Here is a 22898-nt window from a genome sequence, read left to right on the forward strand (position 1 = left end):
TTACTTTTACATTTTGGTACAAATGAGTTTATTAGATCAGGTTGAAACAGCTTTAAATACCATCAGGCCATATTTGGCTACTGATGGTGGCAACGTTTCTGTAGAAGAAATTACTGCAGACAATGTTGTTAAATTAAAGTTGCTTGGTGCATGCGGATCATGCCCCATGAGTATCATGACATTAAAAGCGGGTATTGAGGAAGCTATAAAAAAGGCCGTTCCTGAAATTACCGCCGTTGAAGCTACAAATTTAACAGACATTGACGACCCTAACGCGGTACTGCCCGAAAATTTGAGGTAATGTTAAGTTTTGTTAAAATGTATATTGTGTTGGGGCAAAAGGCTATTTTTGTTTAAGATTTTATATCCCCTTTTAAGATTGAACCCTGTAATAACAACAAAAAAGCTAATTAGTAAATGAAGAAGTTAATTGGCATCATATTTTTAAGCGTACTTACCATAACTGCTTTTGCCCAAAAGCAAGAGAAGTCTTTAGTACAATTTACCGGTATTATTCATAATGCTGATAGTGTAAGGGTGGCTGTACCGTATGTAAGTATAGTAAACCTGACTAACAAAACCCAGGCCTATCTTTCCAATTACCAGGGTTTCTTTTCATTTGTAGTACATGAACAGGATACTATACGGTTCTCATCTGTTGGTTATGCTCCTGTAACAGTAGTTATTCCGGCAAATTTGCCTGCAAAGAGCTATTTGACACAAGTATCACTTAAACCGCAAATTGTTAACCTTCCTGTTTTTCGCGTATTTCCGTGGGCTACTACTGAAGAATTCACCAAGGAATTTATATCCATGAAACTTGCTGATGATGACCTGGCAATAGCGGAAAAAAACATTAGCAGATCATCAATTTTAAGACTAGAGCGCACTTTACGGAGAGACGGTCCGGAGATAGGAAGCTTTCAGGATTTTCATAACGATGTGCTGAACTCGCACTCTATCACTAACCCGCTGTTAAATCCGTTTAACTGGGGCAGCCTGATCAAAGAGATCTCTGATGGGGATAAAGCACGAAGCAGCACACCAAGCATCACAAGCAGCCCAACCAGCACGATAGGTAATTAACCTTAAAACATTTCATAAAAAGATAAAGGAGCTATCATAAACAGCTCCTTTATCTTTTAAATCCTTTTATTTATAGCTAACCTATACCCATTTAGCTATAAGTTATCTCCCTTTCTTAACCGCCGGAAATTTCATTTTATAATCCACATCAACAATTCCTTTTGAAATATCGTTGAGTTTTTTCTCGATAAGGCGTTTACGTAGAGGACTCAATTTATCGGTAAATAGCTTTCCTTCAATATGGTCATATTCATGCTGAATAACACGGGCAGCCATACCTTTAAAGGTCTCTTCATGGTGTTTCCAGTTTTCGTCGTAATAAGAAAGCCTGATAACCGGGCAGCGATAAACATCTTCCCTAATATCAGGGATACTTAAACAACCTTCGTTAAATGCCCATTCTTCGCCGGTTTCATCCAGCATGGTAGCATTAATAAAGGTTTTTTTAAACCCTTTTAATCCTTCGTCATCATCTTCAAAAGGGGTGGCATCAATCACAAATAAACGCATAGACATACCCACCTGCGGAGCCGCCAGGCCAACTCCATGAGCGGCATACATGGTTTCAAACATATTGTCAACCAACTCTTTTATGTGCGGATATTCGTCAGGCTCAATAGCCGTAGCTTTTTTTCTTAAAACAGGATCGCCGTATGCTACGATAGGATATTTCATTAATTTGGATGTTCTTTTTAGTGATAATTAACTTATTGTATTAAACTATTTACAATAAATTCATTTTACAAAAATAAAGGATTATTGCTTAGGCTCAAACACTAATGTTACCATGCGGTTATCATCAAAAATTTCGTTGCTTATTGCCAGCAATTGTTCGGCAGTTACCGCGTTAATTTTATCAAAAACCTGCTGCAGGCTATCTACATAATTAAAATCAACCAGGCTTTTAGCCATGGAGATAATTAGGCCCATACGGCTTTCTTCAGCCAAGGCTATCTGGCCAATAAATTTTTGTTTTGTTTGATGTAATTGCAGGGTTCCCAGCTTTTGTTCCCTTAGCTTTTTCAGTTCTTTATGTACCAGCTTAGTTGCTTTTTCGGCCTTTTCGCTGTCCGTACCAAAATAGATAGAGAATATACCGGTATCGGTTAATGCAGTATAGTTTGATTCAATAGTATAAGCAATACCGTGTTTCTCTCTTATCTCCAGGTTAAGCCTGCTGCTCATGCCCATACCACCCAGCATATTGTTTAAAAGCAGCAGCCCGGTTTTATTTTGGTGCGATGAAGCATACGCCTGATTACCGATTATACAGTGCGTTTGCGAGATGGGTTTTGTAAAAATATGGTTACCTTTTGTATTTAAGTCGGGCGTTAAACGATGCTTTTTAGCATCATTTGCAGGTACTGCACCAAAATATTTTTCCGATAATTTGATAAGCTTTTTGAAATCATAATCGCCAAAAACAGCAAAAACCATCTCTGATGTGTTGTTGTTGGCTGCCATAAAGTCCTGTATATCCTTACTATTTAGCTTTGCCACGGTTTCTGGAGTGCCCAAAATATTCTCACCTATAGGGTGATCCTTAAACAAAAGGCATTCAAAATCATCCTGTATAGCTTCTTCAGGCTGATCAAGATAGGAGGCTATTTCATCTAAAATTACGCCTCTTTCTTTTTCCTGCTCTTCTTCGGGGAAGGTAGAATGGAATAAAATATCTTCAAAAAGATCAATGGTGCGCTCCAGATGCTGGTTTAACAGCGACGCATGGATGCAGGTATATTCTTTTGTAGTATAGGCGTTTAAGTCGGCGCCAACCAGCTCCAGGCGGTTTAATATCTGGCTGGTGTTACGGCGCTCTGTTTCTTTAAACAATAAATGCTCAATAAAATGGGCCAAACCAATTTGGTGTCCCAGTTCATCGCGGGAGCCTGCATTAACAATAAAACAGCAGTGTGTTATGGTTGATGGCGCATGTTTAAAAAGAATCCTGATGCCGTTGGATAAAGTATGAACCTGATAATCCGTCATGTAGGGGGCAAAGATAGGGTTTTAAGTCTGAAACTTTGAAATGAGCGGGGCGGCTTAAAGTCAGCAGGATGTTAAGATTTTAAGAAAGCTCATAACGATGCGTTTGTTGATGCGCTTTGTCAGCCCAGGGTCTTTTCTACCATGGCCTTCCTTCGCACTTTCGCACATTTTACTTAATTTAGACGCATGAAAACAAAAATTGCCGATCTGGAGTTTACCCCCCTTATAAAAGCAAAAGATATAGAGGAACGGACTAAAGCAATGGGTTTGCAACTAAGTGAAGATTATAAAGATAGCATCCCGGTATTTGTGGGCGTATTAAATGGCAGCTTTTTGTTTATTGCCGATTTAATTAAACAAATCGACATTCCCTGCGAAATAACTTTTACCAAACTGGCATCTTATTATGGCGGTACCAAAAGCAGCCTGAAAATACGCGATGATATAGATTTTACAGTTGATATTAAAGGCCGCGATGTGGTAGTGATTGAAGATATTGTTGACACCGGCAATACCGCCCATTACCTGCTCGAAAAATTAAAGTTAAAACAACCAGCTTCTATAAAATTGTGCTCCCTGCTGCTGAAACCTTCGGCATTGCTCAAAAAAATCGATGAACTCAAATACGTAGGCTTCGAAATTGAAAACGAATTTGTGGTAGGTTACGGCCTCGACTACAAAGAAATGGGCCGGAATTTGAAGGATATTTATAAGAGAGTAAAGTAATTCTGATTTCGGAAGTCGGAGTTTCGATTTCGGAATTTGCCTATCTTTCTCTGTGCGACATTAACACGCGTGCTTTCTTAAACTTTTGTTTTATATTAAAACAGTTCCACCAATCGCTCCAAAGCCATTCCACGCGAGCCCTTTATGAGTACTGTTGAGTTTTTTATGGGATTTGCTTTTAAACCGGCAATGGCATCTTCTGCGGTGGGGTAAAAGATTTTAGAGTCCATGGTCCATGGTCCATGGTCCATGGTCAGACCTGCTTTTTGAAATTCTTTTCCAACGAAAATTCGTTCGTCTACAGGTGTTTCCATAGCCTTTTTAATCACCGCTTCATGTTCGGCAGCCGCTTCGTCGCCCATTTCAAACATATCGCCCAAAATCAATACTTTACGGCTGGCAGTAAGTTTGCCAATGTTTTCAATAGCTACAAACATGCTGCTGGGGTTGGCGTTGTAATAATCGCAGATAAGGGTATTACTTGCCGTTTGCACAATCTGTGAGCGGTTGTTTTTAGGCTGATAGCTTTCAATGCCTTTATTTATTTCTTCATCGCTCAACTTAAAATATACGCCAATGCAGATGGCCGCCAGGATGTTATCCAGATTATAGGCCCCGGTTAGTTGTGTTTTTACAGTGTGGCTTTTGGCCGATGAATTATTGGTCCACTCTAAAGTTAGCAGGGGTGAGTTATCAATTATTTTACCGCTAACCAGGTTTCCATTGGCCGATGTTCCATACAAAACAACATTTGATAAATGGCGCGCATCTTTCATCTCCATTAAAGTGGCATTGTCGCCGTTAACAAATGCAACCCCGGTTGATTGCTTTAAATAATCGTAAAGCTCACCTTTCCCTTTTTTTACGCCTTCCACACCACCAAAACCTTCCAAATGCGCCTTGCCTACATTGGTAATTAAGCCGTGGCTAGGCTGCGAAATGCTGCAAAGCAGTTCAATTTCTTTTTGGTGATTAGCGCCCATTTCAATAACGGCCGCCTGGTGTGTTTTGTCGATAGTTAAAATGGTCAACGGCACGCCAATATGGTTATTCAGATTGCCTTGTGTGGCCTGCGTTTTAAAATGATGCGATAAAACGGAGTTGATCAGTTCTTTAGTAGTGGTTTTGCCATTGGTACCGGTTAAGCCCACAACCGGAATATTTAACTGTCGGCGATGGTGACGTGCCAACTCCTGCAAAGCGGAAAGCACGTCATCAACCAACAGATATTTTTCGCCCAACTGATAGGCTGGGTTATCGATAACAGCATAGGCTGCACCTGCCTCAATAGCTTGTTGCGCAAAAGTATTGGCGTCAAATTTATCCCCCTTCAAGGCAAAGAACAAACTTCCCGGTGTAATTTTACGGGTATCGGTACTGATAGATGGGTGCTGAAGAAAAAGCTGGTATAAATGTTCGGTAGTGGTTATCATAGTTTTTCGCAACAACAATTTTCTTGTTTTTCTGGCGCTTTAACAAATAAAGCAGATTTTATATCATTTCTTTTAGGCGCATCCAGGCTATGGTTGCTTTAATTTCGCTGTAGCTGATATCCGCACCAAGAACTTCCTTTAGCGGGCTTAGTTTATCGGCTCCATAACTTTCAACGGTGTCTTTTATTAATTGTTTCTTTTCATCATTTACAAATTGACTCACATCAATTTCGCCTTTGTAAATGTAAAAACTCAAATGCCCCTCAATGGTAGTGGTCGACAAGCCGCGGATAGCTGCAATTTCGGCAATGGTTTTACCGGATTTAAAAAGCGTAAAACTTTCTAAAGCCGTATCAGACGATTTCGATGCACCGATTTGTCCTGGTTTTATCTTTGAGGGTTTTTTTGTTGCTTTCTGTTTTATTTTGGATGATAGGCCTTTGCGTTCACTATAGTTTTTAACTGGCAACAAAAACTCTCTTCCATATCGGGCCAGTTTTATATCACCAAAGCCGGAGATTAATCGCAATTCATCCAGACTTTGGGGTAAATAGGTTGCCATTTCTACCAATGTAGCGTCAGACAAGATGATGTATGGAGGCACATTCTCGTGGATGGCAATATCGCGGCGGATAATTCGCAGATCGGCCAGCAGTTCTGTTTCTGCAGGTATCTCTTCCGTAACAGGCTGATGTTCTTCTATTATTTGTGATTTTACAAGTTCAACTTTTTCAAGTCCTTTAAGCACGGCTTCACTTTTTGCGGTGAGCCTTAAAACAGGGTAGGCATCGTCACTTACTTGTAAATAGCCCATTCCGGTTAACTCGCGAAGGTAACGAAGCCAATCGTTTTTGCTGATATCAGCACCAATACCATAAGTTTTAAGTTCTTTATGCTCGGCGCGAATCTTTTCGTTTTTGGATCCTCGGAGAAAATCAACTACATAAGTAGCGCCGAAGCGCTCCTTTAACCTAAATACTGCCGATAGTGCTTTTTGAGCAATCAAGGTGCCATCAAATGTTTCGAACTCGGTTAAACAAAAATCGCAGGAGTTGCAGTTGTTGGCGGCATCTTCATCAAAATATCGGAGCAGAAACTGGCGGCGACAGGCGTGCAGTTGGCAATAACGCACCATATCATCCAGCTTTTTGAGCATGATGCGGCTTTGGTCGGGATTGTCCTCCACCATGGCAAACTGTTTCAGCTTATTGGCATCGCCAGGCGAGTAAAACAGCATGGCTTCAGATGGCAGTCCATCGCGCCCTGCACGGCCGGTTTCCTGGTAATAGCCCTCTATGTTTTTTGGCATATCCACATGCACCACATAGCGCACGTTTGATTTATTGATACCCATTCCAAACGCAATGGTGGCAACAATGATCTTAACCTCATCGCGCAAAAAAGCCTCCTGGGTACGTGCCTTGATGGAGTTATCCAGGCCGGCATGATAAGCCTCCGCAGAAAATCCAGCCTCCTTTAAATCGGCAGCTAATGATTCTGTTGATTTGCGCGAAAGGCAATAGATAATACCTGAATCTTCTTTTTTTGAATCTAAAAAAGCAAGCAGCTGCTTAAAGCTATTCTTTTTAGGGGCAACGTTATAAGTAATATTTGCCCGGTTAAAGGATGATATAAATATGGCAGGGTCCTTCAGGTTTAATTTTTCGAGAATATCCTTTTTGGTGAGCTTATCTGCAGTAGCCGTAAGTGCAATTACCGGGATGCTCAGGAATTCAAGTTTTAAATTGGCCAGTGCCAGGTATTCCGGTCTGAAATCGTGTCCCCAATGCGAAATACAATGTGCCTCATCAATAGCAATTAATGAAACAGTCAGAGTTTTCAGAAAGGTGATGAGCTTGCCTTCGTTGGCAAACAAACGTTCGGGCGCGAGGTATAAAAGCTTAATCTGGTTATTACGCAGCTGGGTAGTAAGTTTAATCTGCTCATCAGTTGACTGGCTCGAGTTTAAAAAAGCTGCCGGAATTCCGTTTACATTCAGGCTGTCAACCTGGTCTTTCATCAGTGCAATCAAAGGCGATATGACGATGGTGAGCCCTTCCAGCATTACTGCTGGCAACTGGTAACAAATAGATTTACCACCACCGGTGGGCATGAGTGCCAGTACATCTTTTTTGTTTAAAACATGCCGGATGATAGCCTCCTGATCGTGGCGGAACGCGCTGTACCCGAAATATTTTTGTAGTGCCTGTACTGGAGTCATATATTTTGCTGTGCAGATGTGAAGATATGCAAAAGTGCGAATTTTTGACTGGGCGTTCAGGGCATTTTGATTATAATTTATTTGGATGTCTTCTTTTTCTTGATAGCTTTATTAGGTTCAATCCAATTTAAATGAAAACACTATTTATTTTGATATCGGGCATGCTTTGCTGCCAATTGCAGGCGATGTCGCAAAGCCACAAACAAAATACCTATAAGCAATTACCCAAAATATACCGGGATCGCGATAGCCTTGTCAGGTCTGTTGTTGCTGATAAAAACTATACGTATTGGGAATATGTTGAAGGCGGAATAGATACTACCAAAGAAGGCTATGTGATTTTCAGCAAAGGAAAAAGACCGGATAGTGTGAAATTTAAAGATCCCGGGGGTAGTTTGTTTATAGGCTGTTTACCAGCTTTTTGTTATAAATACATTGCCTATGTTTATAACGGCAAGGTGGGCTATATAATCTCAAATGAACAATTTATTGAGTTTATGGGTGATATCGACAATCTGCAAGAGGCTGTATTGTTGGCAGAATTAAAAACCGGAGTTTATCCGGATCAAAGCAAAAAGGGTGGCGCATATTTACAAGCTAAAGGGCTTTATGAAATAATACTTACAAAGGAAACCCTCTGTCCCAATACAAAAGAAGCATTTCATTTCACCATCGATACAAAAGGTATTGTAAAGAAGGTGAGTAAAGGAATTTATTTTAAAAGTCCCGCATGTATTGTAATTTGATCTGAGGTTTCTTTATTTCAAGTCAATACCAATAATCTCTACTCATTGTAAACTCAGACAATTAAATCATCGCATTAAATTATTTTTTTAAATTAGCTTCTCTATACTCAATCTGATGTTAAAAAAAATATACGCCCTTTTAATTTTTTTAAGTTTTGTTTGTACCGCCTCCTCCCAGGAAATTAAATCGCCCGAACAGTTTTTAGGTTATAAACTTGGCGACCAGTTTACCCCCCATTACAAAATTGTTGAGTATTTTAAATACATAGCACAGGCATCAAAAAATGTAAAGCTACAGCAATATGGTACTACTAATGAGGGTAGGCCGCTATTGGCGATGTTTATTGCATCGGATGAAAATATTGGTCGGTTGGAAGAGATCCGGGCGAATAATCTAAGGCTTGCGGGATTAGAAAAGGTGGCATATAGCACTACGAATAATAAAGTAAGAAATGCAGCAATTGACAGCCTTTTTGGTGCAGAATACGGGACCCTTTTAAGAACCACAACCAATGCTGCAACACTTGATAATGCACCGGTTATTTGCTGGCTAAGTTATAATGTACATGGCAATGAGCCTGCATCAAGCGAAACTTCCATGCAAACTTTGTTTGAACTTGTCGATCCGGCCAATAAACAAACTAAAACATGGTTGAAAAATACGGTTGTGGTTATCGACCCCTGTTTAAACCCAGATGGCCGCGAACGATATGTGAATTTTTACAATTCTGTAAGAGGAGCAACGCCCGATGCTAACCCAACATCACGCGAGCATGCAGAACCATGGCCGGGTGGCAGGATAAATCATTATTATTTTGATCTTAACCGCGATTGGGCCTGGCAAACACAAAAAGAAACACAGGCTCGTTTGGCTCTTTTTAATCAATGGCTTCCAGAAGTACATGTTGATTATCACGAACAAGGATACAATGCACCATATTACTTCGCGCCAGCTGCCGAGCCGTTTCATAAAGTGATAACTGCATGGCAAAGAGAGTTTCAAACAATCATCGGAAAAAATAACGCCAAGTACTTCGACCAAAACGGCTGGTTGTATTTTACCAGGCAGGAATTTGATCTGCTTTACCCATCATACGGCGATACTTATCCTATTTATAACGGCTCCATCGGGATGACCTATGAGCAGGGTGGCATTAGTGCCGGTTTAGCTGTAGTGACCCGTAGCGGCGATACCTTAACACTTGCTGATAGGATTGCGCACCATCATTCAACCAGTATAAGCACAATTGAAGTGGTATCAGCCAATGCAAAGAAATTATTGGATGAGTTTAAAAAGTTTTACGACAATAGTATTAATAATCCACCAGGCGAATACAAAACCTATATCATCAAAAATAATAACCAGGAAAAAATAGATCGTCTGAGTGAATTACTTCGCAGGAATGGTATTCAGTATGGATCCGGCCTTAGCCAGAGTGTTACAGGGTATAACTATTTTACAGGTAAAACAGAGCAATATGATGTTAAAAAGGGTGATTTGGTGGTTAACGCCTATCAACCTAAATCAGTATTGTTAAATGTATTGCTTGAGCCTAAAACCTTTATTGCCGATTCAAATACCTATGATATCACCGCATGGTCATTACCCTATGTTTATGGATTGGAAACATACGGCTTAAAAGAATCTATAAAGAGTCCTGAAAGAAAGATAACTAATGTTAGGCTTACTCCTCCACCCAAATTTACAGAGATACCACATTTTTATGCTTATGTTTCGGCATGGCAATCTGTTGGGGATGTTAAATTTTTAGCGGCGCTGATAAAAAAGGGAATCAAGATAAGGTATTCGTCAAGACCTTTTGAGACTGGTGGTAAAAAGTTTGCTGCCGGATCATTGCTCATTACCCGAGCCGGTAATGATGCCACAGATTTTGATCAGGAAGTTACACAAACAGCCGAAAGATTTAACTGTCCTTTAACGCCCTTAACTTCAGGCTTTGTTGAAAAGGGAGCTGATTTAGGATCTGATGTGATTAGATACATGCATGCGCCAAAGGTTATGCTGGTTGCCGGTGATGGTGTTTCAGCTGAAGCAATGGGTGAGGTTTGGCACTTTTTTGAGCAGCAAATAGGCTATCCTGTTTCGCTGGTCCGCTATCAAGATCTGAGCCGTACCCGCTTATCCGATTTTGATGTAGCTATTTTCCCTGATGGTAATTATGAAGATTTTCCATCGGATAAATTACAAAGCTGGGTGCACGACGGTGGGCGGCTTATTGTTATGGAAAACGCGGTAGCACAATTAGCTGATAAAAAAGGGTTTGCTTTAAAGAAGAAGGAAGATAAAAAGGACGATAAGACCGATGATAAAAACAAAACAGTCAACATCAGATTATATGAGGACCGGGATAAAGATGCCCTGCGGTCAAGTGTTCCGGGAGCTATTTATAAGCTGAATCTGGATAATACCCACCCGCTAGGTTATGGTTTGCCTTCATACTACTATTCACTAAAACTAAGTGATGATATTTATGACTTTTTTGGCGATGATGGCTGGAATGTAGGCACAGTTAAAAAAGATGGCTATGTGTCAGGCTTTGTGGGGCAAAAAAGCAAGGATAAAATTAAGGATGGCTTACTGCTGGGCGTACAGTCTCTGGGTCGTGGGTCGGTAGTGTATTTTGTTGATGACCCGCTTTTCCGCAGCTTTTGGGAAAATGGAAAATTGCTTTTTAGTAATGCAGTATTTATGGTTGGACAGTAATTGTCAGTTTGCAGCTTTTAGTTAGCAGTAGGCAGTAAGAGCCAGTTAGCAGTTAATAATTTCTCTTTCTGGCGCGAATGTATAGCGCGGGCCTAAAGCCACGCATAGTCTTGACTTTAAGGTAAATTTATAAATTTAATAATGAAAAATTCATTCGCTTTTTATTTGATATACCTAATGTTTTCTTTCTATTCGTGTAATGGTCAGCATATGAAAATACCCTCATCTGAGTGTATTGAGCTAAATAATAAAGGAACCTCTTTTATGATGAACGTTACAGAGAATGAAAAAGGAGGAGTATTAAAAGCTATATCCTTTTTTAAGAAAGCCATAGATTGTGATTCTACATATTTGCTTGCTTATATAAATTTGGCGAATGCTTATGATCGCAATCGCGAATATAAAGAAGAACTAAATATTAGTAAGAAAATTTTAACGCTGTCTCGTAATAACCCTTCAATGATTACACTGAGAGCTGAGGCGTTTGAGAAAATGAACCTGTTAGATTCAGCCAAAAGATTGTATCAGTTAGCTAAACATAATTTTAGAGATAGTTTGATTACTCATCCTGGGGATGTGAATTTTATACATGGCTTTGTATTGGGAGTAGCCTTAACAGAGGGAAAAGAATCTGCTTTAAGCGAATTAAATAGGCAAATTAAATTAAACCCAAAGCTTCAATCAGATTTGATTACGGATTTTTATTTTTTCGAAGACTTTGACAAAAAATCATATCTCTATCATTTGGCCCAATAATATGAGAATAGAAGATGGACGGTGTATAAATGCCCAGATTTAGCAGTAATTATCAGTCAGCAGTTTTTAGTTATCAGCAGGCAGTAAGAGCCTGCTTGCTTTATTAGTTTGCAATGGGCAGTATCCCTGCAACTTGATGGCTGTAAAACCAGTTATGGACTATCTTAATATAAACTAATCGTTCTATTGATAACTGTCCACTTCTAACTGCGTATTGGCAACGGCAAACTGAATAAACATCGTTAAATAATGTTAAAATGAACTCCTGAAGCTTAATTTCAATAAATGCCGTGTTCATTTATACCTATAATTGTGGCACTGGTCGGCACAATTGGCCTTGTCGTCTATTATAAAAATGGTCGGCCTTAAATTCACTTACTTTTGTTTGTATGTTAAAACGGGTTAAACCGGCAGTGATATTTGAGGTTCTGATCCATATTCTGTTTTGGGTTTTTATTACTATCCTGCCCTTTATGTCAAGGCCCTATACGGGTGTGCCTCATCGTTTTTTTTCGCCCTGGCATTTTGTACTGGTAAACGTATTGCTTGCAATTCAGTTTTATACCAATGCATTCTTTTTAATACCGGTGGTATTAAAGAAAAATATCGGGCTGTATTTTCTTTTACTGGCAGCCTTATTTGGGATACTTGATTTTATCATTATTTATACCCGGCCGCCAACCCCTCCTTTTTTTATGCATAAGGATCATTTCGGGCCGCCTCCATTTGGCTTCAATTTATTACCATTGGCAGCTATTACTGCTGCAAGTTTCGCATACCGGTATCTGGCTGAGCAGTTTAAGATCATCAATAGTAAAAATGATATTACAAATGCCGCGCTTATATCAGAGTTGGGATTTCTTCGTTCACAGATTAGTCCGCATTTTATTTTTAATGTAATAAACAGTGTTGTGGCCTTATCACGCTTAAATCCGGTTTCTGTTGAGCCAACCTTAATTCAGTTTTCAAAACTGATGCGGTATATGCTTTATATTAATGATAAAGACCAGATCACGCTTCAGCAAAAAGAGGATTATTTACGCAGTTATATTGACCTGCAGCAATTACGCTTTGGCAATTCAGTAAAAGTGAATTTTCATTTTGAAATTAATTCGCCACAAAAAACTATCGAGCCCATGCTTTTAATACCCTTTGTTGAAAATGCTTTTAAACACGGTGTTGGTGATGTAGCAAACCCTTATATAGATATTAACTTATTTACGGACGATACAAGATTAGCTTTTAGCGTTGAAAATACCTATAACCCGGGTGATTTAAATAAAGATGAAAGCCACGGCATAGGCTTAAATAACGTTAAACGCCGACTTGAACTACTTTACCCCAAAACCCATAGTTTACTTATTGATGATAGCAATAACATTTATAAGGTAAACCTGCAAATAAGTTTAAAATGATAAGATGTTTACTGGTTGATGATGAGCCCCTGGCGCTTGATTTGTTGGAAGATAGTTTAAAACATGTAAATTATATACAGGTTGTTGGGCGATGCCGTACCGCCGCTGAGGCCATAATACTATTGCAAAAAGACGACATAGATCTTTTGTTTTGCGATATACAAATGCCCGGCCTTAATGGCTTACAACTGGTTAAAAGTTTGATTAAGAAGCCCATGGTAATATTTGTTACCGCATATGAAAAATTCGCTCTTGAAGGATTTGAACTGGACGTAATAGATTACCTGGTAAAGCCTGTTTCATTAGAGCGCTTTTTGAAGGCCTGTTATAAGGCCCATATTCAGTTTGAACTACGGAAGAAAACGCCCGAGGAAATTGTTAACAAACGGAACCATTTTTTTATGCATGCCGACTACAATTTGGTTAAAGTTAATTTTAATGACATTGAATATGTAGAGGGTTTGAAAGATTATGTAAAGATAAACCTGGCAAACCAGGCTAAACCGATTGTATCACGTACCAGTATTAAATCACTCCAGTTACAGTTGCCTCCAGATCAGTTTTACCGCGTGCATAAGTCATATATTATCAATATTGATCATGTTTTGTATATCCGAAGGGGGAAGATCATAACCACTACCGCTGAACTGCCTTTAAGCGATAACTACCGCGATGTTATTAATAAAATGACGAGCGATAGGGTAGAATAAAACGGCACATCTCGGCCTTTTGTCGGCACTTTAAAGGCTTTTATCTCATTTATTTTCCAGCGCTGTCTATATCCCGCATTTTCGGCAAACTGAAATCAATTAGAATGAAGAAACTATTACTGCTGTTGATGATTATTGGTTTTTCTTTGGGAGGCTTTGCCCAGCAAACGCAAAAAATCTTAAAAAAGAATTCTATTAGTAAATTTTACACCTGTCCGCTTGATAAATTTCTGGACACCCTTGCCCTTGATTATCATTTAAACATTGTTTTTGAACGCGATTCATTACAGAAAATGGATGTGGTTGAGCATTTTTTCAATGAAACGCTAAAGGATGCCCTTGAGAAAGTTTGCAGCGACTACAATTTGCATTACTGGATTGAGGCTAACGGTATTATTTACATACTGCAAAATACGGATGACCTTGCCCGTCTCAAAAAGACGAAAAATGCCGGAGATATGGCTGCCGGTACTGTCAAGCCGGTCCAGTTGCCTGATCCTGTGGCTCCTCCAAGTCATTTTAAGTTTAGTATAAGCGGCAGGGTGGTTGATCAGGGCTCCGGCGAACCTTTGCCATCGGCCACCATCAGTATCCGAAATACCAATTTAACTACGATTACCCGGGGCGACGGTAATTTCATTTTGTTTAATATTCCTTCTGATACCTGCGTAGTTGAAGTAACCAACTCCGGCTATCAGCCTGAAAAAATAAGGCTCGATGCAAAAAAAATTCAGGAACCCATGGTAATTGAAATGTTTACGGCCTTAAACACGCTTAATGAGGTAACCATTACCGGTAAAAAGAGCGGTGTAATGAATACCGATACCAAAAAAGTAGGTGTATTGGAATTAAACCCGGCCAGTTTGGATAAACTACCAAATATTGGCGAAAAAGATATACTCAGGGCTTTTCAATTAATGCCAGGCGTAGCGGCGACCAATGAGTCTTCGTCCGGTGCATATGTACGCGGCGGAACGCCCGATCAGAACCTGGTAGTTTTTGATGGCTTTACCATTTACCAGGTTGATCACCTTTACGGATTTTTTAGCGCTTTTAACAGCAATGCTGTAAAGGATGTACAATTATATAAAGGTGGTTTTTCCTCTCAGTTTGGTGGCAGGCTTTCCAGCGTTACCGAAATTAATGGGAAAGATGGCAACAAGAACGAGGCTAATTATGGTGTGGATTTGAGTTTGTTAAGCGTTAACGCATTTGCCGAAATACCGGTAACTGATAATTCAACACTCGTGCTTGCTGTCCGCCGCTCGTACCAGGGGCCTTTGTATAACAAAATATTCAGTCAGTTTAATACCTCTACCGTTCAAGGTGGCGGCCCTGGTCGTGGTGGTCCCGGTGGTCCGGAACAAACCACACCGGCGTCGCACTTTTATGATGCTGATTTGCGATATACTAATCGCCTGGATAAAAACGACCTGATAACCTGGAGTGTATATAATGGTCAAGATAATACTGACAATAGCAGGGCGCTGGATATACCTTCATTTTTAACCTCATCAGTTAACAGTATTAATATAACCGATTATACTAAATATGGTAACCTGGGCAGCAGCGTAAAATGGTTTAAAAAATGGACCGATAATATCTATTCTAATACCTATATCACCTATTCATCTTTTTTTAATGATCGAAACAGGTCAACCTCCGGAACCACAGATGATAGCAATGGCGATGCGGTAAGCTTTGAACAGGGTATTGTTGAGAAAAACAGCCTGAACGATGTAGGGGTGAAGTCTGAATGGAACTGGGAACTGAGCAACAAATTGAAATTTGCATACGGTGGTTTTTTAACCCGTCAGGCTACCAATTATAACTACGTACAAAATGACACCAGTACACTTGTGAATCAGCGCGAAAGTGCTTTTTCAGGAGGTGGTTATGCCGAGCTTTTGATTGATCCGACCACTAAATTGCATTTACAACCTGGCGTGCGCGAAACATGGTATGGGCCAACCGGCAAATTATATACAGAGCCACGGTTTTCGGCAAGCTACGTACTCAACGATCATTTTACACTGAAAGCAGCTACAGGTCAGTTTTATCAGTTTATGAACCAGGTTACACAAGAAGATATTTTAAATGGTAACCGTAACTTTTGGTTATTATCAAACAAGACCGATATCCCGGTTGGGTCGGCGCAGCATTATATGGGCGGTGTGAGTTATGAAACGGATAAGTTTTTAGTTGATGTGGAAGGGTATTATAAAACGCTGTCGGGCTTAACCGAATATACGCTGCGGCAATCAAACGCTTTTCAGGGTGCTGCTACTACTATAACCCAGGATTTTTACAATGGAACCGGGTATGCAAAAGGCATTGAAGTTTTATTACAGAAAAAGCTGGGTAATTATACCGGTTGGATAAGCTATACGCTCGGCCAGGCTGAAGACAAATTTGCTGTATTTGGAAACAATTACTTCCCGGCAGATCAGGATGTGACGCACGAGTTTAAAACTATTAATATGTACCACTATTACCGCTGGAATTTTTCGGCAGTGTGGTTGTTTAGCACCGGACATCCATACACAGCCCCGCTTACTACATATACCGTTTCAACACTTGATGGTGGTACCAGCACAGCTTATACGGTTAGTGGCAAAAACGCACTACGTTTGCCTGATTATCACCGGCTTGATATTTCGGCCACTTATGATTTGCTGAAGATAAGTGGCAATAAAATTGGTAGTATAGGAATATCCCTGTTTAACGTGTACAACCATACCAATGTGTGGTATAAGGAGTACCAAATTCAAAATTACGCGGCTATTGCCACCAATGTTGATTACCTGGGCTTTACCCCAAATCTTACTCTAAGTTTACGATGGAAATAAAAAGATACAAAATTAAACACCTGGTGTTATTGTTCATAGCAGCAGTGATGTTATACGCTTGCAAAAAAGAAACTACCAGCGCTAGTAACAACAGTAACCTGCCCGTAGTTCAAGCTTACCTCGTAGCCGGTAAACCGATTACCGTAAATGTGTTTTCGCAAAAGGCACTTACTGATACGGCGAAGTTTGGTCCCGCAATTAAAGGATTGAAAGTAAGTATTTCTGATGGCAGTAACACTATTCAGTTAACACAGTCATCTACCGGAGCTTACACTTATGCTGATTCAACCTTTTTAGCTACAGGCAAAACATATACCTTAAGTTTTAGCTATTTAACTTATGCTGTTTCGGCTAAAACAGTTATGCCTGCTAAGCCCGTTAATTTTGCGGCAACACATTCAGGTATGACTATTGATGCCTTATTGGGTACCTCGGTTTTAGATACACTGGTTAATTTAACATGGACTAATCCCGATTCGCTTCGCAGTGTACTTGTATTTAATAACCTGGATGGAACTTCTTTTGCTGCAGATACCCGTTTTGGAAGTGCTAGTGCCAATTTTGAATTAAATACTTATCAAGGTTCGAGTTATCCGCTTACACAGCGCACTTTTGCTTATTACGGGCATTACCAGATAATGCTTTGCAACGTAAATGTGGAATATATTAATTTACTGAGTAGTAATACAACGGGTTCAACATCGTCCAGTTTATCAAATCAGCCAACTAATGTGGTAAACGGTGTCGGCATTTTTACGGCTATGCAGGCTGACACTTTATCATTTTTGGTACAATAGAAATACCCTGCAAATAAAAACCCGGACAGTTTAGGGTTTAACTGTCCGGGCCTTGTGGGTTTAATTAGCTCCTTTTACGCGGTTTTTCTCTTCATCGGCACCAGTTTGGTGCTGGCGGGCCTTAATTGAATTGTTGCCAAAATTGTAGGTTAGTGTTAACCGGGCAATGCGGCTTTCACGTTTTTGATTAATAACTAAATTGTTATCCTGGTAGTTGCTGGTAACATTGTTGGTAAGGGTATTAAATATATCGCTTACTGAAAATTTAACATTCAGTTTTTTGTCGGCAAACGAGTGACTCACCCCGGCATCTGTTGAATACCGTGGTTTTACATAAAAAAGCCCATACGTTAATGCCGATTGATACTGGTTGGTTATCTCAAATTTAAATCCTTTTAAAGGTGTTAGTGTTTGTGTTGCCCGCATCTGGTAGGCCCATTGCCCATTGTCTAAATTTCCGCCTTCCAGGTCATTTGATTTAAACCCCAGGTAAAAGGCTGTTGCGTTTACATTGCCTTCCCACCATTTGGCTATTGTGTACGGCGCATACAGGTTAACATTATAAGCATTTTGTACCTGCAAATTTTCCTGTGTCACAAATGAAACCTTAGTTGTTGGATCTGTTCCGGGTATTTGGGTAATTACATCAGTTGTTTTGCTATATCCAAGTGTTAGGGTGATGCTTTTATTATAGGTATAATCAAACTCAAAATTGTTGGTATACTGTGGTTTTAAATATGGGTTACCCTTTTGGTAAGTGTAAGGATCAAGATGAAAAACAAACGGATTAAGGTTATCATATTGCGGCCTGTCAATGCGGCGGCTGTAAGAGAAACTCATTTCGTTCTTATCATTTATAGTATGATTAATAAACAAGCTTGGGAAAAGATCAAAATAATGCCTCGAGATACTTTGAACCACATTTGCCGAATCGCCCACTGCTGATGATTGTGTGTATTCTGCCCGTAAACCGGCTTTTACCGAATAATTCTTAAAATCCTTGTTTAAGCTTACGTATCCCGCATCAACTTTCTCGTCGTACACAAAATGGTTATTATCTATATAAGGATCTGTTTGTGATTCTGTTTGCAGCAGATTATTATCTGTTTTTACGTCGCTGTATTTTAAACCGGTTTCCAATTTTAACGATTTGGTTAAAGGTTTTGCATAGTCAACCTTCCCGGTCCTAATGTCAATGTTTGATGGTGTAATGTTCCCTAAAAATTGTTGGGGTTGCTGTACGGATCCATTCGGCAAAAAGAAATCAGTAGTATAAGAAGCTATTGAGCCATTTCTGAAATTTGAATAATCGAGATCGGCGCTTATTTCCTGGCCAGCGGTATCTAGTTTGTACGAATCATTTAAATTAAATGCGATGTTATGATAGGTTTGGTGAATAGCTGATACTGTATGCAAGGATGAATCAACTTCGGTAAAGTTTTTGCCTATATTAGTATAATTGTTAAAATTATCATCCTCGCCATTAAAATAACCACTTACAACAAAACCGATTGTGTTTTTGGATGATAAATCATAGTCAGCCCCAAGGCGGTAGCTATTATTATGATTTACCTGTGGCATGGCAGTAGATTGATTAAAAAACGTTTGGTGTCCGGTACTGTCGGTAATTATGCGCTTTAACCCAATTTGCTGTGTGTATTTATTGTCGTTATGACTGAAGGAGCCAAAAACATTTAAGTTGCCATCTTTATGGTTTAATGTAAGGGTTTCATTATCTTTCCAATACTCACCATAGCCGGTACCTGCTGTAATGCTTCCGTTTGTGCCTGCTTGTTTATTCTTTTTTAGTTTGATGTTGATTATGCCAGAGTTACCCGCTGCATCATATTTTGCCGAAGGGTTAGGGATAATTTCGATAGATTGAATAGTTGTACCATCTGTGGAGCGAAGCAGCGTTGCCAGTTGCGCTGCCGACAAATAGGTCAATTTATCGTTTATCATTACGGTAACACCTTGTTTTCCTTTAAGGCTGATGTTATCATCTTTATCCACTGATACACCAGGTGCCCGCTCCAGAATATCCATGGCTGAATTACCCGCTGCCAGCACACTGTTCTCCACATTCATTACCGTGCGGTCAACCTGATGTTCGATTAACGGTTTTGTTGCAGAAATGGTAACGGTATTCAACGCACGGCTGGCGGCATGCATTTTTAATGCCTGAGCAGTAAAGCCTGGGTTTGCAGCGGTTGTAGTAAAGGGCGCGCTGGTTACCGCGCTGTAACCTACTGTTGTTGCTTTAATAATATAAGTGCCGGGTGTTATATTATCAAATATGTACACCCCGGCATCGCTGCTCAATGTTCCTTTAACTGTTGTTGAGTCTGTTGCTTTTAGCAGGCTTACTGTGGCATAACCGAAAGGTTTGCTCTGCTCGTCGAGCAACGTACCCGAAACGGTTCCTATTGGTTTGGTTGTTTGTGCTGCTGCTGCTCCACTAATAATAAGCAGTAGCATCAGGTATCGTATTTTAGTAATAAGTAGTTTCATGTTTTAATTTATTGCGTTGCGTTTTGTTTTTTATATATCCTTTTGTTTTTGATGCAAAGATTTGTTATTGTACTTTTTGCAGAAACTTTTTTGACCAGCAGACAGCTTTTAATGACCAGTGGCTTCACTTACATTATTTTTTGGGCAATAATTATCCCTTTAGAAGAGCTATCTTCTTTTTTAATAGTTTAAATATGTTTTTTGGATTTTTACCCGGTTTAAGCCCAGGTTGTTATTGTACTTTGTATTAAATAGGTAGTGTGTTTTTATAATTATTTAATCTCTACAAAATCTTACCCAAAAGAAATCCCCTAAGAGGCTTGCCCTCTTTTTTGCGATCAAAAGATCATTATAGTCTTAAACCTTGAAGTTTATATTATTGTCTATAAGATGCAGAAACAATGGTAAAGGTTACAAGAAATATGTTTTTTTCGGCCAGAAGGGGTCTTTTTCCGGTGAATGCCCTAAATACTTCGGTAATGTATTTATAGTCATGGGCTTCTAATTTGTAAATTAATGAATAAACAATTAAATGTTTTGAATTAGAGGATTTTAAATCCAGATTAACTTCGTATTTATATTATATAGGCGATGTGTTTTATTAAAAGGGGGTGAAGGTTACATCCTAATTTTAATTTTTTAATACGGGGAACAGTTCTTTAGCTATTTCTTTAAAAAAGAGCGCAGCGAAAGGCGAAGTATTATAATGAGGATGGATGGCGGGGCTTTGGGTAAGCAAATTCTTTTTAAATTGATCATCACCTGATAATTTATGAATTCCGGTATTGTAAAAATGCAATATAAGCCCGCTGACTAACAGCAGGCTTATATATCTAACAATGGCTTTCATTATTGTGCATTTTGGGTGCTGTCGGCAGTTTGTTTAATTTTAATACTGTCTGCTTTTGCGGTAACAAGGGTATCAACTTTACATTGCAACCCGTTATCGGTCATTATAAATACAGCGGAGGTTGCTTTATCTTTTTTATTCGCTTGTTTACAATCGTATATATTTATATCTCCAACCATATTACTCAGGTTTTCATCGATAACCAGTTTGGTATTTAAAGGTATTTTTAGGGTGATGTACAATTCTTCACCGTGCCAAAGCTCGTCATCGCTTGCATACAGCCTGTAATCAAACCTTAAAACAGAATCCTGCTGGGTAAAAATGTATTTTATGTTACGTGCATTAAATAAAGCATCTCCATAGGTTCTGCCCATTGCACTGTATGATTCAACAATAACGGGTTGGTTAACATCACTTTTTTCAATATTGATATGTACCTTTCTGTATTCATAATGATCAAAGTCATTATATTCATAAGGGTTATCTGTAATTTTTACATTAGGTGATAAGGTTTTAATATCCAGCCGGGTACTGTCTTCGTGTGTAAAATATTTTAAATCGTTTAGCTTAAGATAGTAGGTGCCGCTTTTTTCAGGTTTTATGTTTACTGTTTCAGTAAACTGAGCCGACTCTCTGAAGTTTGACGCTATTTGTGTGCTGTAAAACACCAATACCCCCAGTGCACATAGCCATACCACCAGGATGGTTGATCCTGTTGAACGATTGATGGATCCGGTATTAAAAATCCCTTTTAATGTTAGCATAATAATACTTAACACCGGAATAAATGCCACCAGGAATGCTGCTGAATAAATCAAACTGGCGTGATTATGTTTAAGTATATTAAAAGGAAGATCATGAAACGGAGCAAAGTGCCCAAATCCTATCAGGGCAACAAAAGCCACCACTATAAAAATGGTTAGGCCCAGGCAGGCTAATAAAATAAATACCCCAACCAGTTTTACCAGCACCTGGCCGGCTCCTCTTATAAATATCCCCAGATGATGGAAAAAGTCGCCTGCAAAATCACGGGCTTTATAAACAAAGGGCCTTGCCTCGTTACCAAAGTTAGAAAGGTTTTGCTTAACGCCGCTCAATTCGTCTTCAAAGTTCTTTTTAAAGCCCTGCAGGTTTTGCTTTTCGCCCTTCATGGCCATCCTGTCGGCCCGCGTAATAGCTTTGGGCACCACTATCCATAGTATAATGTACAGGATAAAGCCTGACCCGGCAAATGCGAATGATAAGGCGAATGCTAATCTTATCCAAACTGCATTTATATCAAAGTAATTGGCAATGCCCGAGCACACCCCTCCAACCAGGTGGTCATCCGGGTCGCGAAATAGCCTGCGGCTTTCGGTAGTATAGGGATGAGAGGCAGAATCGGCTTTGCTATTGTCTTCTGCAAACTCAAAATCGGCCACGGTACCCATTTGTTCAATTATGCTGTTTACATCCTGCTCAACAATAACCTGCTTGTTTTCGCGGGCCAGCGTTTCCGCAAACATTTCGGCAATACGGTTTTCAATGTCGGTGGTAATTTCCAAACTGTCGGCAGACGTCGAAAAGTGTCGCTTAACATCTGTCATGTAATTTTTTAACACTTCGTAGGCATCTTCTTCAATGTGGAATACGATGCCGTTTATATTTATGATGATAGTTTTGTTCATGATGATAATAATTTCAGGTTTTTTATTTTCTGTTCCCTATGGCAGTTTGCACTGCAAACAAGAGTTCTTCCCAGGTTTTATCTAATTGTTCAAGCACATTCCGGCCCTCGTCCGAGAGTACATAATACTTTCGCGGTGGTCCTGAAGTTGATTCAACCCAGTTGTAAGTAAGCAGTCCGTTATTTTTTAAACGGGTTAACAGCGGATACAAAGTACCCTCAACTACAAGCAGTTGGGCTTTCTTGAGCTCGGCAATTATGTCCGAAGCATAGGTCTCGCCCTTGGCTATTATGGAAAGAATGCAATACTCCAGTATTCCTTTCCGCATTTGGGTTTGTGTATTTTCAACAATCATACTGCAAAGATATATGTTTTAAATTGTATTATGCAATACATAGTACTAAAATTATCACTTTT

General features: G+C 39.5%; 18 protein-coding genes. 10 read left to right on the forward strand and 8 right to left on the reverse strand.

Annotation, left to right across the window (positions count from 1 at the left end; all coding sequences use genetic code 11):
* The first annotated feature begins 22 nt into the window (after positions 1–22).
* Positions 23–301: a NifU family protein gene (locus JN11_RS05445; RefSeq protein WP_144910388.1), complete on the forward strand. Its 279-nt coding sequence runs from the start codon at positions 23–25 to the stop codon at positions 299–301.
* A gap of 116 nt (positions 302–417) precedes the next feature.
* Complete coding sequence (locus JN11_RS05450; RefSeq protein ID WP_144910390.1) at positions 418–1086, forward strand: hypothetical protein; 669 nt, start codon at positions 418–420, stop codon at positions 1084–1086.
* Positions 1087–1188: 102 nt separating this feature from the next.
* On the opposite strand, the gene def is transcribed toward JN11_RS05450, so the two are convergent.
* Positions 1189–1761, reverse strand: a complete 573-nt coding sequence (gene def / locus JN11_RS05455; RefSeq protein WP_144910392.1) for a peptide deformylase — start codon at positions 1759–1761, stop codon at positions 1189–1191.
* An 81-nt stretch (positions 1762–1842) separates the two neighbouring features.
* Positions 1843–3075, reverse strand: a complete 1233-nt coding sequence (locus JN11_RS05460) for a M16 family metallopeptidase (RefSeq protein ID WP_144910394.1) — start codon at positions 3073–3075, stop codon at positions 1843–1845.
* Between the two features lie 186 nt (positions 3076–3261).
* On the opposite strand from JN11_RS05460, the gene hpt reads away from it, so the two are divergent.
* Entirely contained in the window at positions 3262–3801 is a 540-nt protein-coding gene (gene hpt, locus JN11_RS05465; RefSeq protein WP_144910396.1) for a hypoxanthine phosphoribosyltransferase, read from the forward strand.
* Between the two features lie 95 nt (positions 3802–3896).
* Here the strand turns inward: hpt and JN11_RS05470 are convergent, their stop codons facing one another.
* Positions 3897–5234: a UDP-N-acetylmuramoyl-tripeptide--D-alanyl-D-alanine ligase gene (locus JN11_RS05470; protein ID WP_144910398.1), complete on the reverse strand. Its 1338-nt coding sequence runs from the start codon at positions 5232–5234 to the stop codon at positions 3897–3899.
* Between the two features lie 58 nt (positions 5235–5292).
* A complete protein-coding gene (gene recQ, locus JN11_RS05475; protein ID WP_144910400.1) occupies positions 5293–7455 on the reverse strand; it encodes a DNA helicase RecQ in 2163 nt (720 codons plus the stop codon).
* 131 nt (positions 7456–7586) lie between these two features.
* Here recQ and JN11_RS05480 point away from each other — a divergent pair, with 131 nt between their 5' ends.
* From JN11_RS05480 to JN11_RS05510, 7 genes are all read left to right on the forward strand, one after another.
* Complete coding sequence (locus JN11_RS05480) at positions 7587–8201, forward strand: hypothetical protein (protein ID WP_144910402.1); 615 nt, start codon at positions 7587–7589, stop codon at positions 8199–8201.
* Between the two features lie 115 nt (positions 8202–8316).
* A complete protein-coding gene (locus tag JN11_RS05485) occupies positions 8317–10926 on the forward strand; it encodes a M14 family metallopeptidase (protein ID WP_144910404.1) in 2610 nt (869 codons plus the stop codon).
* Positions 10927–11067: 141 nt separating this feature from the next.
* A complete protein-coding gene (locus tag JN11_RS05490; RefSeq protein WP_144910406.1) occupies positions 11068–11682 on the forward strand; it encodes a tetratricopeptide repeat protein in 615 nt (204 codons plus the stop codon).
* 389 nt (positions 11683–12071) lie between these two features.
* Positions 12072–13097: a sensor histidine kinase gene (locus JN11_RS05495; protein WP_144910408.1), complete on the forward strand. Its 1026-nt coding sequence runs from the start codon at positions 12072–12074 to the stop codon at positions 13095–13097.
* Positions 13094–13807, forward strand: a complete 714-nt coding sequence (locus JN11_RS05500) for a LytR/AlgR family response regulator transcription factor (protein ID WP_144910410.1) — start codon at positions 13094–13096, stop codon at positions 13805–13807. The genes JN11_RS05495 and JN11_RS05500 overlap by 4 nt, the downstream gene beginning before the upstream one ends.
* Before the next feature lie 104 nt (positions 13808–13911).
* A complete protein-coding gene (locus JN11_RS05505) occupies positions 13912–16656 on the forward strand; it encodes a TonB-dependent receptor (protein ID WP_144910412.1) in 2745 nt (914 codons plus the stop codon).
* Positions 16647–17453: a DUF4249 family protein gene (locus JN11_RS05510; protein ID WP_144910414.1), complete on the forward strand. Its 807-nt coding sequence runs from the start codon at positions 16647–16649 to the stop codon at positions 17451–17453. Before JN11_RS05505 ends, JN11_RS05510 begins: the two co-directional genes overlap by 10 nt.
* Before the next feature lie 60 nt (positions 17454–17513).
* Here the strand turns inward: JN11_RS05510 and JN11_RS05515 are convergent, their stop codons facing one another.
* From JN11_RS05515 to JN11_RS05530, 4 genes are all read right to left on the reverse strand, one after another.
* Entirely contained in the window at positions 17514–19964 is a 2451-nt protein-coding gene (locus JN11_RS05515) for an outer membrane beta-barrel family protein (protein ID WP_144910416.1), read from the reverse strand.
* Between the two features lie 631 nt (positions 19965–20595).
* Positions 20596–20814 carry a hypothetical protein gene (locus JN11_RS05520; RefSeq protein ID WP_144910418.1) on the reverse strand — a complete coding sequence of 73 codons (219 nt, stop codon included), beginning with the start codon at positions 20812–20814 and terminating at the stop codon, positions 20596–20598.
* The gene (locus JN11_RS05525) at positions 20814–22481 is read right to left on the reverse strand and encodes a PspC domain-containing protein (protein WP_144910420.1); all 1668 of its coding nucleotides are present in this window, start codon (positions 22479–22481) and stop codon (positions 20814–20816) included. The genes JN11_RS05520 and JN11_RS05525 overlap by 1 nt, the downstream gene beginning before the upstream one ends.
* Before the next feature lie 22 nt (positions 22482–22503).
* A complete protein-coding gene (locus JN11_RS05530; protein ID WP_144910422.1) occupies positions 22504–22836 on the reverse strand; it encodes a PadR family transcriptional regulator in 333 nt (110 codons plus the stop codon).
* Positions 22837–22898: the final 62 nt, after the last annotated feature.

Source organism: Mucilaginibacter frigoritolerans (genome assembly GCF_007830615.1).
Lineage (GTDB): Bacteria > Bacteroidota > Bacteroidia > Sphingobacteriales > Sphingobacteriaceae > Mucilaginibacter > Mucilaginibacter frigoritolerans.

Excerpts from the sequence above, each read along its gene's own strand:
- JN11_RS05445 (WP_144910388.1), top strand. The coding sequence starts at position 23 with ATGAGTTTATTAGATCAGGTTGAAACAGCTTTAAATACCATCAGGCCA.
- JN11_RS05450 (WP_144910390.1), top strand. The coding sequence starts at position 418 with ATGAAGAAGTTAATTGGCATCATATTTTTAAGCGTACTTACCATAACT.
- def (WP_144910392.1), bottom strand. The coding sequence starts at position 1,761 with ATGAAATATCCTATCGTAGCATACGGCGATCCTGTTTTAAGAAAAAAA.
- JN11_RS05460 (WP_144910394.1), bottom strand. The coding sequence starts at position 3,075 with ATGACGGATTATCAGGTTCATACTTTATCCAACGGCATCAGGATTCTT.
- hpt (WP_144910396.1), top strand. The coding sequence starts at position 3,262 with ATGAAAACAAAAATTGCCGATCTGGAGTTTACCCCCCTTATAAAAGCA.
- JN11_RS05470 (WP_144910398.1), bottom strand. The coding sequence starts at position 5,234 with ATGATAACCACTACCGAACATTTATACCAGCTTTTTCTTCAGCACCCA.
- recQ (WP_144910400.1), bottom strand. The coding sequence starts at position 7,455 with ATGACTCCAGTACAGGCACTACAAAAATATTTCGGGTACAGCGCGTTC.
- JN11_RS05480 (WP_144910402.1), top strand. The coding sequence starts at position 7,587 with ATGAAAACACTATTTATTTTGATATCGGGCATGCTTTGCTGCCAATTG.
- JN11_RS05485 (WP_144910404.1), top strand. The coding sequence starts at position 8,317 with ATGTTAAAAAAAATATACGCCCTTTTAATTTTTTTAAGTTTTGTTTGT.
- JN11_RS05490 (WP_144910406.1), top strand. The coding sequence starts at position 11,068 with ATGAAAAATTCATTCGCTTTTTATTTGATATACCTAATGTTTTCTTTC.
- JN11_RS05495 (WP_144910408.1), top strand. The coding sequence starts at position 12,072 with ATGTTAAAACGGGTTAAACCGGCAGTGATATTTGAGGTTCTGATCCAT.
- JN11_RS05500 (WP_144910410.1), top strand. The coding sequence starts at position 13,094 with ATGATAAGATGTTTACTGGTTGATGATGAGCCCCTGGCGCTTGATTTG.
- JN11_RS05505 (WP_144910412.1), top strand. The coding sequence starts at position 13,912 with ATGAAGAAACTATTACTGCTGTTGATGATTATTGGTTTTTCTTTGGGA.
- JN11_RS05510 (WP_144910414.1), top strand. The coding sequence starts at position 16,647 with ATGGAAATAAAAAGATACAAAATTAAACACCTGGTGTTATTGTTCATA.
- JN11_RS05515 (WP_144910416.1), bottom strand. The coding sequence starts at position 19,964 with ATGAAACTACTTATTACTAAAATACGATACCTGATGCTACTGCTTATT.
- JN11_RS05520 (WP_144910418.1), bottom strand. The coding sequence starts at position 20,814 with ATGAAAGCCATTGTTAGATATATAAGCCTGCTGTTAGTCAGCGGGCTT.
- JN11_RS05525 (WP_144910420.1), bottom strand. The coding sequence starts at position 22,481 with ATGAACAAAACTATCATCATAAATATAAACGGCATCGTATTCCACATT.
- JN11_RS05530 (WP_144910422.1), bottom strand. The coding sequence starts at position 22,836 with ATGATTGTTGAAAATACACAAACCCAAATGCGGAAAGGAATACTGGAG.